Raw genomic sequence first — 13,823 nt, 5'->3', positions numbered from 1 at the left:
GGACGCGGGGCTCGGCGCAGGCATGCGGTCAAACCTAGCGGCGCACCAGCACGGATTCCAGGCCGCTCAGCCGGGGAAGTCGCCCACGCCGTGTTCCACCAGGTCGAACGCCTGGTCGATCACCGCCACCTGCTCCCGCCGGACCGTCTCCGCGTCGTCGCCCGCCACTATGCGGCCCATTGCGTGGGCGAAGATCGTCGTGATCGCCGTGGTCAGCAAGCCCGCCACCATCCGGGCGCGGAACGCCTCTCCCGACTCCTCCGTCAGGATCTCCGCGAACGCCGCCGCTATCTCGCGCTCCTGCTCGTACCAGCGGGCCATCAGGGCCGGGCTCGAGGTCAGTACCCACCAGAAACCCGGGCCGCCCGCGATGGCGCCGGACAGGGGGTGGCCCGCGGCCAGGAGGGCGTGCTGGTGGCGGCGCAGCGCCTCGCAGGGGGACACGCCGGCGGGGCGGGACCGGACCACCGCCGTCAGCTCCTCCAGGCGGTCGGCGTGGCGGTCCAGGAACAGGTCCTCCTTGCGCGGGAAGTAGTTGAACACCGTCATCTTCGAGACACCCGCCGCCTCCGCGATCTCCGCCACCGTCACCTCCTCGAAGCCGCGCTCGATGAACAGGCCCGTGGCCACGTTCGAGATCAGCAGGCGGGTGGCCCGCTTCTTCCGCTCGCGCAGTCCGTGATCCGCCATGAGCCGAGAGTATAGACCGAGCCAAAAGTTTGACTCGGTAAAAGTTCCGCGGCATCATCGGAGCCATGAACAGGGATGTGGTGATCTCCGGGGGCGGACCGGTCGGCTTGATGCTGGCCTGCGAACTGCGGCTGGCGGGCGTGGACGTGCTCGTCGTCGAACGGCTGCCCGAACCGGACCAGACGATCAAGGCCGGGTCGGTCAACCTGACCACGGCCGAAGCCTTCTACCGGCGGGGGCTGCTGCCCGCCATGGACGAAGTCGTGCAGCAGAACTTCGCGCAGATCAAGAAGTTCCTGGAGTCGCGCGGGGCGGGCGGGCCGAAGGGCGCGATCCCGGTGGGGCACTTCGCGGGGATCATGGTCGCCGCCACCGGGGTCGACTTCGACGATCCCGACTTCCGGGACGTCGGACCCGCGGCGCGGGTGGTCGTCATCCAGCAGCAGGCCGTCGAGGCGATCCTGACCGGGCGCGCGCTCGAACTGGGGGTCGAGATCCGGCGTGGTGCCGAGCTGACCGGGTTCGACGCCGACGACGAGGGCGTGACCGTGCACCTCGGCGACGGCGGGTCCGTGCGCGCCGGCTGGCTCGTCGGGGCCGACGGCGGGCGGAGCCGGGTGCGCAAGCTGGCCGGCTTCGAGTTCCCCGGGACCGACCCCGCCATCACCGGGCGGCAGGCGATGGCCGACCTCACCGGCACGGAGGTGCTGCCCGGCGGCTGGCAGCACGGTGACGGCGGCCTCTACGTCCACGGCCCGACACCCGGCCGGTTCCTCACCGTCGAGTTCGACGGCCCGCCCGCGGACCGGGACGCGCCGATCACCGCGCAGGAGCTCGAGGACAGCTTCCGGCGGGTCTCGGGTGCGGACGTCCGGGTGACGAAGGTCCACAGCGCGACGCGCTTCACCGACAACGCGCGCCAGGCGAGCACCTACCGCCAGGGCCGCGTGCTCCTGGCCGGCGACGCGGCGCACGTCCACTCGCCCTTCGGCGGGCAGGGCCTCAACCTCGGCATCGGCGACGCGGTCAACCTGGGCTGGAAGCTCGCCGCGACGATCCGCGGCTGGGCGCCCGAGGGCCTGCTCGACAGCTACACGACCGAGCGGCACCCGATCGGCGAGTGGGTGCTCGAGTGGACCCGGGCGCAGGTCGCGCTGATGCGCAGCGACGTGCGGACGAAGGCGCTGCGCCGAGTCGTCGACGACCTGCTGCACACCGGCGACGGCGCGACGTACCTGGCGAAGAAGCTCTCCGGCGTGTTGCACCGGTACCCGATCGAGGGCGAGCACGACCTCACCGGCCGCGCGGCACCCGACTTCGCCTTCGCCGACGGCACCCGCCTCGGCGAGCACCTCCACGACGGCCAAGCGCTCCTGCTGGACCTGGCCGAGAACACCGAGCTCCCCGAGACGGCCGCAGGCTGGGCCGGACGCGTGAAGGTGCTGACGGCGAAGTGCGTGGGCGACGCGGCACCGACGGGCGTGCTGGTGCGCCCGGACGGGCACATCGCCTGGGCCCGCGACGACGGTTCCGCGGACGGCCTGGACGGCGCGCTGCGGCGGTGGTTCGGCGAACCCGCGTGACGCGCAAGGGCGCGCCGGGAGCCCGGCGCGCCCGCCGGCCGCGCGGCTTCGCCGATCTGGTGGAAACCACCCCGGTCAGGCCGATTTCTCCGCCGCCAACTGCACCGCGACGTCGATGATCATGTCCTCCTGGCCGCCGACCAGCGCGAGTTCGCCGCAGCGGCGCAGGATCGCCTGCGCCGGGACGCCGTAGCGCTCCGCCGCCCGCTCCGCGTGCAGCAGGAAGCTCGAATACACCCCGGCCCAGCCCTGGACGATCGCGTTGCGGTCCATCTTCGGCCACCGGTGCAGGTACGGGCGGACGACCTCCTCGGCCGCGTCGAGCAACGCGCCGACGTCGAGGCCCGTGTCGATCTCCAGGCGGTCGAACACCGCCGCCAGGACCTCCGTCGGGGAATTGCCGGCACCCGCGCCGAGCGCGCACAACGATCCGTCGATGTACCGGACGCCGGCCTCGTACGCCAGCACCGAGTTCGCGACGCCGAGCGACAGGTTCTGGTGCCCGTGGTAGCCGACCCACGCCGTGTCGCCGACCTCCGCGACCAGCGCTTCGAAGCGGGCGCGGGCCTCGTGCATCAGCAGCGCCCCCGCCGAATCCGTCACGTATGCCGCCTGGCAGCCCGCGTCCACCATGATCCGCGCCTGCTTCGCCAGGTCCTCCGGCGGCGTCCGGTGCGCCATCATCAGGAACCCGGCCGTCTCCATCCCGAGCTCGCGCGCCAGGCCGAAGTGCTGCGGCGAGACGTCGGCTTCGGTGCAGTGCGTCGCCACGCGGACCATCTCCGCGCCCGCGTCGAAGGCCCGCTGCAGGTCTTCCGCCGTGCCGATGCCCGGCACGAGCAGGACGGCGATCTTCGCCTGCTTCGCCTCTTCGCGTGCTGCCGCAATGAGTTTCAGCTCGTCGACGGCGGAAAAGCCGTAGGTGAACGACGATCCGCCGAGACCGTCGCCGTGGGTCACCTCGATCACCTCGACACCCGCGCGGTCGAGCGCGCGGACCGTGTCCCGCACCTGCTGCTCGGTGAAGCGGTGGGCCATCGCGTGGCTGCCGTCGCGCAGCGTCGTGTCGACGATCCGGACGTCGTGGCGCAGTTCCGGGCGTGCGGTGACATTCGATTCGTTCGCAGGCTCACTCATGCCGAAACCTCCTGCTTCGCGCGCGCCATCAGCTCGCCGACGCGGGCGGCCGCGGCGGTCATGATGTCCAGGTTGCCGGCGTACTCGGGCAGGTAGTCGCCGTTGCCGCGGACTTCGAGGAAGACGCCGACCCGCGCGTTCCCGTCCCAGTCCTCGCGCGCGTCGTCGAACTGCGGATCCGCCCGCAAGGTGTAGCCGGGCACGTACTTCTGGACTTCGCCGACCATTTCGTGGATCGACGCGGTGACGGCGTCGCGGTCGGCGTCGGGGCCGATCGCGCAGAACACCGTGTCCCGCATGATCATCGGCGGCTCGACCGGGTTGAGGATGATGATCGCCTTGCCGCGCCCGGCGCCCCCGATCTCGGCCACCGCCTGCGACGTCGTGCGCGTGAACTCGTCGATGTTCGCCCGCGTCCCCGGCCCGGCTCCGCGCGAAGCCACCGAGGCGACGATCTCCGCGTACGGCACCGGTGTCACCCGGGAAACCGCGTGCACCATGGGGATCGTGGCCTGGCCACCACAGGTGATCATCGAGACGTTCGGGGCGTCCAGGTGCGCGCCGAGGTTCACCGGCGGGCACACCATCGGGCCGAGGTGCGCCGGGGTCAGGTCGATCGCCTGGATGCCCGCTTCCTCGTACCGCGGGGCGTTCGCGGCGTGCGCCTTCGCCGACGTCGCCTCGAACACCACCTCGGGCAGGGGATCCTGGCGCAGCAGCCAGTCCACGCCCTCGGCCGACGCCGCGATCCCCTGCGCCCGGGCGCGTTCGAGGCCGTCCGACTCGACCACTCCGACCACATAACCGACTTCGAGTACGTCACTGCGTCGCAGCTTCGCCAGCAGATCGGTGCCGATGTTGCCGGGGCCGACGATCGCCGCCATCACGGGAGCCATGTCCCGACCGTCGCACCGCGCCGTCCGGCCGGGACAGCCTTGCGTTCCGGCCAGCGGAACGGCCGGGCGCCGGAGATCCCGGCGGGCGCGCCACGCCGGTTTGATCGACTCCGGATCGGGGCAGTTCCGGAAAAGCACCCGATCGAGGAGGTTTCGATGGCCGAACGGCGTTGGCACTTCGTCCCGACGACGGCTTCCCTGTGCTGGTTGTACCTGGGTGTGGGGGCCGTCCTGCTCGTCTCGAGCATCCTCACCCTCACCGGCACGGACGGCCGGGCGCCCGTCCTGACCGTGATCGCCGCCGTGGCGGCGGTCGCGCTGATGGTGCTCTCCGTGGTCGGGCTGGCCCGGCCGAAGCTGCGCGGCCGCTGAGCCGGGCCCGGCCGGGTCCCGCGGCGGCGGCGGGGCCCGGCCGGACGTTCCTACACTTCCCGGTGGTCCGCGTGGTCCACCCGCGCCTCCGGCACCGGACGGCCGTCGCTCACTCGGAAGTCGTCCACGCCGTCGAGCACAAACGTCGGCGTTCCCGCCACCTGGTCCGCGCGGCCGTGGTGGACGTCGGCGTCGGTCACGTCACGCAAGACGTACGCCGGGCGCATGTCGGGCTTGCCGAACCGCACATCGACGTTGTCCCAGCTGATCCCCCGCGCGTGGCGGACGAAGAAGCCGTACGCGGGCAGCGTGCCGAACATCGACGGCTCCGGGTAAGCGTTTTCCAGCTCCGGCGGGTCCTGCACCGCGTCGCCCGGGGTCAGGCCGCCCGCCAGGTGGTGGCGGATGTTGCTCAGCTTGACGTCCTCGATCGGGTGGTCCGGGATCCCGGCCAGGCACGACGGGTACCGCGGGTCCGCGTCGACCGTCGTGACGTCGCTGATGCTCACCCGGCGCAGGAACCCGACCGGGATGCCCGCCGGGCCGCGCATCCGCGCGCCCAGCCGGAGGAACAGCGGCATCTGGACGTTGCGCATCGTCAGGTTGCTGATCGTGACGTCCTCGAGCCACCCGCCGTCGACCGTCTCCAAAGCCAAGCCGCGGCAGTGCTCGAAGACCACGTTCGAGATCGCGATGTTGCGGAACCCGCCGTTGGACTCGGTCCCGAACTTGACGCGGCCGGTGCGGCCGTACGACGAGGACGTCTTGTACGTGCCGCCGACGAGCGTGCCGAGGTCGTAGCCGCTGACGAAACAGTTGTCGATGGTGACGTTTTCGGTGTCGCGCACCTGGTTCAGCGCGTAGGTGCTCTTCAGCACGATGGCGTCGTCGTTCGGCGAGTTCACCGTCGTGTTGGCGATCCGGACGTTCTTGCAGCAGTCGATGTTGATGCCGTCGCGGTTGGTGTCGATCACCAGCCCGTCGATGCGGAAGTTGTCGACGCCGGTGGGCAGGATGCCGAAGTGCCCGCCGTTGACGATCGTGATGTCGCGGATGGCGACGTTGCGGCACAGCTTGAGGGCGATCGCCTTGTTCCCGTTGAGCGGCGCGGATTCCGCGCTGCCGCCGGCCACCAGGCCCTGGCCGTCGATCTTGCCCGGCCCTTCGATGGTGACGTTTTCCAGGTTCTCGCCCCAGATCAGGCTGTTGTGCCAGTGGCTGTGCCCGAAGTCCTGGTACGGGTTGCCCGCGCCCGGCTCGGCGGGGTCGTAGCCCTTGCCGCCGGCGGGTGCGGCGGCGAGGATCGTCGCGTTGGCGCCGAGGTACAGCGCGATGTTGCTCTTGAGGTGGATCGAATAGCTCGCGTACGTCCCGGCCGGGAAGTACACCGTCCCGCCGCGGACCGCGGCCGCGTCGATCGCGCGGTTGATCGCGGCGGTGTCGATCGTCCGCCCGTCGCCCTTCGCACCGAACTTCGTGACGTCGAAGAATCGGCCCGGCGCGCCGGACAGTTCGTCGGCGCCGGCGGCCGGAGGTCCGATCAATGGCAGTGCGGCACCGGCAGCACCGGCGGCTCCCCACGCGACGGCACGGCGGCGGCTCAACGCTCTTCCCACTCCAGCTCCCTACTTCGCAACGGCGAAGGCACGTCGGCGTGCCCCCGACGGCGGATCGGGAATGCGTCTTCAGCTAAGGGCAAATGATCGGATGAGTCAAGCAGCGCGCGGGCGCATGATCAACGCGGCCACGGAGTACACGCAGGGGTGCTCGCCGCGGTTCGCGTAGGAATGCCCGACGTCGGCGGGAAAGTACACCGAGTCGCCCGCCGTCAGGACGTACTGCGCTTCGCCGACGCCGAGGCACAGCTCCCCCGACTCGACGGCGACGAACTCGTGCGAACCCGGGGCGTACGCCGGGAACCGGCCCGCGTCGCAGCCCGGCGGCAGGGTCGTGCGGATCCACTCGAAGTTGACGCCGGGGACGACCGGCGTCAGGACCGCGCGGTGCCAGCCGCCGGGTTCGGCGACGTGGTCCTGCTCCGCCGCGCGGCGGACGATGACGCGGTCGGTCTCCAGATCGGCCAGCAGCCGGGAGACCGACAACCCGAGCCCGTCGGCGATCCGGGACAGCACCACGACCGTCGGCGTCTTCTCGCCGCGCTCGATGGCCGACAGCATGCTCGTGCTGACGCCCGCCTGCCGGGCCAGCGCCGTCAACGCGAGGCCGCGATCGGCGCGCAGCTCGTGGAGGCGCCGGCCGAGCGACTCGGGATCGATCATTCCTCTATAATACTGAGTATGTCCACTATAGCGGAAGCCACGGAGGCCGACGCCGACGGCATCGCCGCCGTCTTCGCGCCGTACGTCACCGATTCCGTCGTCACGTTCGAAACCACGCCGCCGACCGCGGACCAGTGGCGCGCGAAGATCCGCGACCGCGCGTGGCCCTTCCTCGTGCTCGCCGACGAAGGGAAGATCCTCGGCTACGCACTGGCGACGCCGTGGCGGCCCAAGCCGGCGTACCGGTACTCGGTGGAGACGACGATCTACCTCGCCGCCGAGGCCGCCGGCCGCGGCCACGGACGCCGGCTGCTCGGCGAACTCCTGAAGCGGTGCGAAGAAGCCGGGGCGCGGCAGGCGATCGCGGTCGTCGTCGACTCCGGCAACCCGGCGTCACGGCGGCTGCACGCCGCGGCCGGCTTCACCGACGCGGGCGTGCTGCGCCGCGTCGGCTTCAAGCACGGCCGCTGGCTCGACACCCTGCTGATGCAGCGCGACCTCGGCTAACGGGACTTCGCCCGCAGGTGCAGCCGCTCCCCCTGCTTGCCGAACAGGCTGAGGATCTCCGCCGGACGGCCGCCGACCGCGCCGAACCAGTGCGGGAGCCGCGTGTCGAACTCCGCCGCCTCGCCCGGGCCCAGCGTCATGTCCCGGTCGGCGAGGATCAGCCGCAGCCGGCCCGACAGCACGTACAGCCACTCGTACCCTTCGTGGACCTGCGGATCCGGTTCGCCCGTCTCCGGATCCAGGATCATCTTGAACGCCTGCGGCGCGCCCGGCTGGCGGGTCAGCGGCAGCACCGTCATCGTCGCACCGTTGTGGCGCGGGATGCGGCGCGCGGTGAGGCGGACCCGCGGGTCGCCGACCTCGGGCGCACCCACCAGTTCGTCCAGCGGCACCTGGTGGGCCTGGGCGATCGGCAGCAGAAGCTCCAGGCTCGGCTTGCGCTGGCCGGACTCCAGCCGGGACAGGGTGCTCTTCGAGATGCCCGTCGCCGCCGACAGGTCGGCCAGCGTGACCCGCCGCTGCGTGCGGACCCGCTTGAGCCGGGGGCCGACCTCGGCCAGGGCCTGGGTGATCGCGTCCGTCATGCTCCCAGGAAACCCCCTTGTCCCGGATTCGGCAACATTAGTTGTCGAATCCGGGCGGCCGCGTCCATGGTGGCGGCATGACCGGAAACAACAGCTACGACGTACTGGTGGTGGGTGGCGGCGCCGCGGGACTCAGCGCCGCCCTGATGCTGGGCCGGGCGCGGCGGCGGGTCGCCGTCGTCGACGCCGGCGCCCCGCGCAACGCGCCGGCGTCCCACATGCACGGCTTCCTCTCCCGCGACGGCCTGCCGCCGTCCGAACTCCTCGAGATCGGCCGCGGCGAACTCCGCGGCTACGGCGTGGAACTCCTCGAAGACCGGGTGACCCGCCTGGTGCCGGGGTTCACGGCCGGGCTGGCGAGCGGCCGCGAGCTGACCGCCCGGCGCGTCCTGGTCGCCACCGGCGTGCACGACGACCTGCCGGACCTCCCCGGCCTGCGGGAAAGCTGGGGCACCGACGCCGTCACCTGCCCCTACTGCCACGGCTACGAGGTGCGCGACCAGCCGCTCGGCGTCCTCGGCACCGAACCGGCGAGCGTCGAACACGCCCTGCTCGTCCGCCAGTGGTCGCCGGACACGGTGTACTTCCCGCACACCGCCCAACTGTCCGAAGAGGACCGTGAGCGGCTCGACGCGCGCGGGATCCGGGTCGTCGACGGGATCGTGACCGCGGTCCGCCGCGCGGGCGGCCACCTGACCGGCGTCGAGCTCGGCGCCCGGTTCGTGCCGCGGACGGCGCTGTTCCTGCGCACCCGGACCGTCCCGCACGACGAGCTCCTGCGCGACCTCGGCCACGTCGAGGGCGACGTCGACCCGTCCGGGAAGACGAGCGTGCCGGGCGTGTGGGCCGCCGGGAACGTCGCCGACGCGCGGGCGACCGTGATCATCGCCGCGGCCCAGGGCGCGGCCGCCGCCGGGGCGCTGAACCACGACCTCGTCGCCGAGGACACGCGGCGGGCGGTCGAGGCGCTCGGCGGCTTCTCCCCCACCGCGGAACGCGCGGCCGCCGGGGCGCGCTGACGTCCTGGCGCCCGGCGCGCCCGCGTGCCAGGCTCGGCGGATGCGCCCGACGCTCTACGAATTCGCCGGCGGCGACCCCGCGTTCCGCGCGCTGGCCGCCGCCCACCACGAGCGCTGCCTGGCCGACCCGGAGCTGAACCACCCGTTCTCGCACCCGGGCCAGCACCCGCAGCACGTCGAACGGCTCGCCTGGTACTGGGCCGAGGTGCTGGGCGGCCCGCCGCGGTTCTCGAACGAGTGCAGCGACCACTCGGCGATGCTGCGGATGCACGCCGGCAACGGCGACATGAGCGACCTCGGCCGCCGGTTCGTCGTCTGCTTCGTCCAGGCCGCCGACGACGCCGGCCTGCCCGCCGATCCGGAGTTCCGCGCCGCTCTGCGGGCCTACATGGAGTGGGCGGTGGCGGAAGTGCTGACCTACCCGGGCCCGGCCACCGGGGTGCCCGCCGGGCTGGCCGTGCCCCGCTGGTCCTGGAACGGGTTGCAGCCGCTGTAACGACCAAGCCGGTCCCCGCGTCTTGCAGGCGACGACCGGCTGTGGAGGTCCGTCGCCAGAACCGGTCCGGACGGGTTCCCCCCACCCGCCCGGACCGGTTCGTCCACGAGGTCCGAAAGCCGCGAGCGCCGCCGCGGCGGCCGGACCAGGCTGGCGGGCATGCTCCTCGACCGCTTCCTCCTCGCCTCTCGGGGTTTCGGGCACCACCTGCGCGCGGTCGCGCCGGACGGCTGGCACGCGCCGACCCCGTGTCCCGGCTGGGACGTCCGGGCCCTGGTCAACCACATGACCCGCGGCAACCTCAACTACATCGGCCTGCTGCACGGGGCCACCCGCGAGGAGTTCCTGGCGCTCCGCGACGAAGACGCCCTCGGGGACGACCCCGTCGCCGCGTACACCGCCTCGGTGCACGCCTGCGCGGCGGCCTTCGCCGAAGAAGGCGCGCTGGACCGCGTCGTCGACTACCCGCTCGGCAAGCTCACCGGACGGCGGGCGCTGGCCGTGCGCACGACGGACAGCACCGTGCACACCTGGGACCTCGCCCGCGCACTCGGCGCCGCCGAGACCCTCGATCCGGGGCTGGTCGCGTGGATCGACGAGGACTACGACGCGATCTTCGCGGGACTGGGCCCGGGCGTCTTCGCCGAGCCGCCGCCCGCCGTGCCCGGCGCGTCCCGCCAGGACCGGCTGCTCACGCGGTTCGGCCGCGATCCTCGCCGAGCCGGCCGACCAGCTCGGTGAGGGCGTCGCCCAGCGGCCGGTCGACCCGCACGGACGCATAGCGGTCCCCGCGGGTCTCGCCGCGGTTGACGATCACCACCGGCTTGCCGGCGGCGGCCGCGTGGCGGACGAACCGGAGCCCGGACATCACCGTCAGTGACGAGCCCAGCACCAGCAGGGCCGCGGCGGCGTCGACCAGCCGGTAGCACTGCTCGACCCGCGGCCGCGGCACGTTCTCGCCGAAGAAGACGACGTCCGGCTTGAGGACGCCGTCGCACGCCTCGCACGGCACCGGCCGGAAGCCGCGCACCACGCCGGCGGACAGTTCGACGTCCCCGTCGGGGTTGATCCGGGTGGCTTCGCCCACGAAGCCGGGGTTGGCCGCCCGCAGCCGCCGGTCCAGTTCCGCGCGCGGGCTGGTGCGGCGGCAGCCCAGGCAGATCACCCGGTCCAGGCTGCCGTGCAGCTCGACGGCGTCCGTGGTGCCCGCCGCCTGGTGCAGGCCGTCGACGTTCTGCGTGATGACGCCGGAGACGTACCCGGCCTCGCGCAGGGCGGTCACCGCGCGGTGGCCGTCGTTGGGGTCGGCGCGGGCGATCGTGCGCCAGCCGAGGTGGCTGCGCGCCCAGTACCGCTGCCGCCCTTCGGCGCTGGTGACGAACTCGTCGTAGGTCATCGGCGTGTGCCGGCGCAGGCTGCCGCTTTCGCCGCGGTAGTCCGGGATCCCGGACTCGGTGGACAGCCCGGCCCCGCTCAGCACGGCCACCCCGCCGCGCGCGACGACGCTCGTCAGCTCGTCGAGGCTGGCCGTCCGCGGGAGCGGCGCGTCCGCCGACGTCCAGGACAGGGTGGGCCGGGTTCGCACCAGATCAGGGTACGGGGCCGGTGAGGTCCTTCTCGAACCAGTGATCGGCGTAGTGCTCGTCGTTGAACGGCGTGACCTCGCGGTACCCGGCGGCGCGGTAGAGCGCGATTGCTTCGGCGAGCGCCCGGTTCGTTTCGAGCCGCAGCGTGCGGACGCCGGCGTACACCTCCAGCTCGGCCAGCAGCCGTCGTCGAACCGCCCGGCCAGCTCGGCGAAGCAGGCGCGCAGGCAGAACCGGCCATCGTCGCGGCTGGGCTCGACGCGCACCAGGCCGTCCCGTTCCAGGCCGCGGAGCAGCCTGCTGAGGTACCCGGAGTCGAGGTCGAGCCGTTCGCGCAGCTCGCGGACGTCCCGCCCGGCCGCGCCGATCTCCCACGGCACCCGCGCCTGCCCGAGCGGGCGGGCGCCGATCCGGCCACGGGCGTGGCCAACCAGGTGACGGTGCGCGTTGGCCGTGTCACATTCAGCTCCCGGGTCCCGCCGATGTGCGGTACACCGGAAGTTCTGCTGTCGAGCTGCGGGCTGGGATGCGATGGCCGACGAACCGGAGCACGAGCACGGCACGGGATCGGTGCGGAACGAGGTGCCCGGCACCGTGACGGGGTCCGTCGTGCAGGCGGGGACGATCCGGCAGCTGGTGCTTTCCGCACCCCGGGAACAGCTGCCGGTGCCGCGGCTGCTGCCCCCGGCGGTCCGGGACTTCGCCGGCCGCGACGACCAGCTCGCCCGGCTGGACGAACTCCTGCCCGGCGGGGACCGGCCGGCCGCCACGGTCATCTCGGCCGTCGACGGCACCGCCGGCGTCGGGAAGACGACGCTGGCCGTCCAGTGGGCGCACCGGGTGGAGCACCACTTCCCCGACGGCACGCTGTTCGCCAACCTGCGGGGCTACGGCCCGAGCGAGCCGGTGCACCCCGGCTCGGTGCTCACGTCGTTCCTGCGCGTCCTGGGCATCGACGACGACCGCGTCCCCGCCGGACTGGACGCCCAGGTGAGCCTGTACCGCTCGCTGCTCGCCGGCCGCCGGGTGCTCGTCCTGCTGGACAACGCCGGCACCGCCGGGCAGGTCCGCCCGCTGCTGCCGGGCTCCCCCGGCTGCCTGGTGCTGGTCACCAGCCGGGCCAGCCTGACCGGGCTGCTCGTCGCCGAGGCCGCCAGCCAGCTCACCCTCGACCTGTTCAGCCGGGACGAAGCCCACGTCCTGCTCCGCCGGATCCTCGGGAGCGCGCGGGTCGCCGCCGAACCCGACGCCGTCGCGGCGCTCGTCGAGGTGTGCGCCCGGCTGCCACTGGCGTTGCGGATCGCCGCCACCCGGATCGCCACCCGGCGCCACACCAGCGTCGCCGAGATCGTCGCGGACATCGTGGCCGACCGGACCGGCCTGGACGTGCTGAGCAGCAGCGGAGACGGAGGCAGCGCCGTGCGGACCGTGTTCGACTGGTCGTACACCGGGCTGGCGGACGAGCACGCCCGCCTGTTCCGCCGGCTGGGCCTGCACCCCGGCACCGAATTCGGGGTGCCGGCCGCCGCGACCGTGGCCGGGGTCGACGTCGCCACGGCGTACCGGCAGCTCGACGCGCTGGCCGAGGTGCACCTCGTCGAGGCCGTCGGCGGCCGGCGCTTCCGGCTGCACGACCTGCTGCACGCCTACGCCGCCCACCGGGCCGAACTGGACGACGACCCGGACCACCGCCACGCCGCCCGCGACCGCCTGTTCTCGTGGTACGCCCGGACCGCGCGGGCCGCGGACCGCCTGGTCTTCCCCGGGCTGGAGGCCCCCGCCGTCGAGCTGCCGCCGTCCGGTCCGGAGCTGCCGATGGCCGATCGGGCCGCGGCCCTCGCGTGGCTGACCACCGAGCAGGCGAACCTGACGGCGGTGCTGCGCGCGGCCGCCGGGCACCACGTGCACGAGGCCGCGCTGGTCCTGGCCGGGACCGCCCGGTTCCTGAGTCTCCGCGAGCAGGCTTCGTGGTCCGTGCGCTTCGAGGCCGAATCGCTGGGGCTCGCCGCCGCGAGAGCGGCCGGGGACCGGGCCGCCGAGGCGCTGCTGCTCGGGTTCCGCGGCGACACGCTCGCCGACCTGGGCCGCTGGGACGCGGCCGAGGCGGACTTCCGCCGTCAGCTGGAGCTGGCCGGCGAGCTCGGCGACCCGGCCCGGCAGCAGGTGGCGCTCTCCGGTTTGGGCCAGGTGCGGTTCCTGCAGCAGCGCTACGCCGAGGCGCGGGAGTTCTACCGCGCGGCCCTGCCGCGGGCGGGCGGCGGACGTCCCGCGGCGGTCGTCGAGTGCAACCTCAGCCGGATCAGCGTCCGGCTGGGCGAGTTCGGGCCGGCGCGCGAGCACGCCGAACGGGAACTCGCCCTGCGCCGCGAAGCCGCCGACCACGTCGGCGAGGCGTATGCGCTGTGCGACGTGGCCGTGGCGCTGCAGGGCCTGGGCGAGCACGACGCCGCGATCGAGCACGCCGGCCAGGCTGTCGCGCTGTACCGGACGCTCGCCGGCACCGAAGCCCTCCTCGCCCAGGCCCTCGAGACGGCGGCGACCTCACTCGAGCACACCGGGGACCGGACGGGCGCGGCGAGCTCCCTGGCGGAAGCCGCCGCGCTGCTCGAAGACCTGGACGCCGACCGGGCCGAGACCCTGCGCCGCCGGGCGCGTGAAATCGGGCCCGGGTGAC

The 13,823-nt window shown here is 73.2% G+C and carries 15 protein-coding genes and 1 pseudogene; 7 read left to right on the top strand and 9 right to left on the bottom strand.

The window, feature by feature from the left end; all coding sequences use genetic code 11:
* Positions 1-66 precede the first annotated feature (66 nt).
* Positions 67-690: a TetR/AcrR family transcriptional regulator gene (locus OO60_RS26175; protein WP_004558500.1), complete on the bottom strand. Its 624-nt coding sequence runs from the start codon at positions 688-690 to the stop codon at positions 67-69.
* A gap of 65 nt (positions 691-755) precedes the next feature.
* Here OO60_RS26175 and OO60_RS26170 point away from each other — a divergent pair, with 65 nt between their 5' ends.
* Entirely contained in the window at positions 756-2,273 is a 1,518-nt protein-coding gene (locus OO60_RS26170; RefSeq protein ID WP_081655982.1) for an FAD-dependent monooxygenase, read from the top strand.
* A 75-nt stretch (positions 2,274-2,348) separates the two neighbouring features.
* Here the strand turns inward: OO60_RS26170 and dmpG are convergent, their stop codons facing one another.
* Positions 2,349-3,410, bottom strand: coding sequence for a 4-hydroxy-2-oxovalerate aldolase (gene dmpG / locus OO60_RS26165; protein WP_033262262.1), 1,062 nt, complete (start codon positions 3,408-3,410; stop codon positions 2,349-2,351).
* Positions 3,407-4,306, bottom strand: coding sequence for an acetaldehyde dehydrogenase (acetylating) (locus tag OO60_RS26160; RefSeq protein WP_081911260.1), 900 nt, complete (start codon positions 4,304-4,306; stop codon positions 3,407-3,409). Before OO60_RS26160 ends, dmpG begins: the two co-directional genes overlap by 4 nt.
* A 156-nt stretch (positions 4,307-4,462) precedes the next feature.
* On the opposite strand from OO60_RS26160, the gene OO60_RS26155 reads away from it, so the two are divergent.
* Positions 4,463-4,678 carry a hypothetical protein gene (locus OO60_RS26155; RefSeq protein WP_033262260.1) on the top strand — a complete coding sequence of 72 codons (216 nt, stop codon included), beginning with the start codon at positions 4,463-4,465 and terminating at the stop codon, positions 4,676-4,678.
* A gap of 50 nt (positions 4,679-4,728) precedes the next feature.
* On the opposite strand, the gene OO60_RS26150 is transcribed toward OO60_RS26155, so the two are convergent.
* A complete protein-coding gene (locus OO60_RS26150) occupies positions 4,729-6,222 on the bottom strand; it encodes a rhamnogalacturonidase (protein ID WP_004558435.1) in 1,494 nt (497 codons plus the stop codon).
* Between the two features lie 168 nt (positions 6,223-6,390).
* Entirely contained in the window at positions 6,391-6,957 is a 567-nt protein-coding gene (locus OO60_RS26145; protein WP_004558436.1) for a helix-turn-helix domain-containing protein, read from the bottom strand.
* A gap of 18 nt (positions 6,958-6,975) precedes the next feature.
* Between OO60_RS26145 and OO60_RS26140 the strand changes: the two genes are divergently transcribed.
* Positions 6,976-7,464 carry a GNAT family N-acetyltransferase gene (locus tag OO60_RS26140; protein WP_004558437.1) on the top strand — a complete coding sequence of 163 codons (489 nt, stop codon included), beginning with the start codon at positions 6,976-6,978 and terminating at the stop codon, positions 7,462-7,464.
* Here OO60_RS26140 and OO60_RS26135 read toward each other — a convergent pair.
* Positions 7,461-8,048 carry a helix-turn-helix domain-containing protein gene (locus OO60_RS26135; RefSeq protein ID WP_004558438.1) on the bottom strand — a complete coding sequence of 196 codons (588 nt, stop codon included), beginning with the start codon at positions 8,046-8,048 and terminating at the stop codon, positions 7,461-7,463. The two genes, OO60_RS26140 and OO60_RS26135, sit on opposite strands and share 4 nt — an antisense overlap.
* 77 nt (positions 8,049-8,125) lie before the next feature.
* Between OO60_RS26135 and OO60_RS26130 the strand changes: the two genes are divergently transcribed.
* The 3 genes from OO60_RS26130 (at position 8,126) to OO60_RS26120 (ending at position 10,304) form a co-directional block, all read left to right on the top strand.
* Entirely contained in the window at positions 8,126-9,067 is a 942-nt protein-coding gene (locus OO60_RS26130) for an NAD(P)/FAD-dependent oxidoreductase (RefSeq protein WP_004558439.1), read from the top strand.
* Between the two features lie 40 nt (positions 9,068-9,107).
* The gene (locus OO60_RS26125; protein ID WP_033262259.1) at positions 9,108-9,563 is read left to right on the top strand and encodes a group II truncated hemoglobin; all 456 of its coding nucleotides are present in this window, start codon (positions 9,108-9,110) and stop codon (positions 9,561-9,563) included.
* 159 nt (positions 9,564-9,722) lie between these two features.
* Positions 9,723-10,304 carry a TIGR03086 family metal-binding protein gene (locus OO60_RS26120; RefSeq protein WP_003082526.1) on the top strand — a complete coding sequence of 194 codons (582 nt, stop codon included), beginning with the start codon at positions 9,723-9,725 and terminating at the stop codon, positions 10,302-10,304.
* Here OO60_RS26120 and OO60_RS26115 read toward each other — a convergent pair.
* The 3 genes and pseudogenes from OO60_RS26115 to OO60_RS48450 all read right to left on the bottom strand — a co-directional run.
* On the bottom strand, positions 10,255-11,148 hold the full coding sequence (locus OO60_RS26115; RefSeq protein ID WP_003082528.1) for an NAD-dependent protein deacetylase: 894 nt from the start codon (positions 11,146-11,148) through the stop codon (positions 10,255-10,257). The genes OO60_RS26120 and OO60_RS26115 overlap by 50 nt on opposite strands.
* 4 nt (positions 11,149-11,152) lie before the next feature.
* A complete protein-coding gene (locus OO60_RS47860; RefSeq protein ID WP_003082529.1) occupies positions 11,153-11,314 on the bottom strand; it encodes an N-acetyltransferase in 162 nt (53 codons plus the stop codon).
* A 122-nt stretch (positions 11,315-11,436) separates the two neighbouring features.
* Positions 11,437-11,529: pseudogene (locus OO60_RS48450) on the bottom strand (hypothetical protein); the annotation flags it as partial.
* A gap of 151 nt (positions 11,530-11,680) precedes the next feature.
* Between OO60_RS48450 and OO60_RS26110 the strand changes: the two are divergent.
* On the top strand, positions 11,681-13,822 hold the full coding sequence (locus tag OO60_RS26110; protein WP_003082531.1) for an ATP-binding protein: 2,142 nt from the start codon (positions 11,681-11,683) through the stop codon (positions 13,820-13,822).
* Position 13,823: the final 1 nt, after the last annotated feature.

The organism is Amycolatopsis vancoresmycina, assembly GCF_000716785.1.
In the GTDB taxonomy this organism is placed as follows: Bacteria; Actinomycetota; Actinomycetes; order Mycobacteriales; family Pseudonocardiaceae; genus Amycolatopsis; species Amycolatopsis vancoresmycina.
Note: the sequence above shows the minus strand (reverse complement) of the source record. Positions and strands in the feature narration are given on the sequence as shown.

What these genes read in the sequence shown, in the direction of transcription:
- OO60_RS26160 (WP_081911260.1), bottom strand. Translation starts at nt 4,306, where the DNA reads ATGGCTCCCGTGATGGCGGCGATCGTCGGCCCCGGCAACATCGGCACC.
- OO60_RS26140 (WP_004558437.1), top strand. Translation starts at nt 6,976, where the DNA reads ATGTCCACTATAGCGGAAGCCACGGAGGCCGACGCCGACGGCATCGCC.
- OO60_RS26125 (WP_033262259.1), top strand. Translation starts at nt 9,108, where the DNA reads ATGCGCCCGACGCTCTACGAATTCGCCGGCGGCGACCCCGCGTTCCGC.
- OO60_RS26130 (WP_004558439.1), top strand. Translation starts at nt 8,126, where the DNA reads ATGACCGGAAACAACAGCTACGACGTACTGGTGGTGGGTGGCGGCGCC.
- OO60_RS26110 (WP_003082531.1), top strand. Translation starts at nt 11,681, where the DNA reads ATGGCCGACGAACCGGAGCACGAGCACGGCACGGGATCGGTGCGGAAC.
- OO60_RS26170 (WP_081655982.1), top strand. Translation starts at nt 756, where the DNA reads ATGAACAGGGATGTGGTGATCTCCGGGGGCGGACCGGTCGGCTTGATG.
- dmpG (WP_033262262.1), bottom strand. Translation starts at nt 3,410, where the DNA reads ATGAGTGAGCCTGCGAACGAATCGAATGTCACCGCACGCCCGGAACTG.
- OO60_RS26135 (WP_004558438.1), bottom strand. Translation starts at nt 8,048, where the DNA reads ATGACGGACGCGATCACCCAGGCCCTGGCCGAGGTCGGCCCCCGGCTC.
- OO60_RS26120 (WP_003082526.1), top strand. Translation starts at nt 9,723, where the DNA reads ATGCTCCTCGACCGCTTCCTCCTCGCCTCTCGGGGTTTCGGGCACCAC.
- OO60_RS26155 (WP_033262260.1), top strand. Translation starts at nt 4,463, where the DNA reads ATGGCCGAACGGCGTTGGCACTTCGTCCCGACGACGGCTTCCCTGTGC.
- OO60_RS26145 (WP_004558436.1), bottom strand. Translation starts at nt 6,957, where the DNA reads ATGATCGATCCCGAGTCGCTCGGCCGGCGCCTCCACGAGCTGCGCGCC.
- OO60_RS26175 (WP_004558500.1), bottom strand. Translation starts at nt 690, where the DNA reads ATGGCGGATCACGGACTGCGCGAGCGGAAGAAGCGGGCCACCCGCCTG.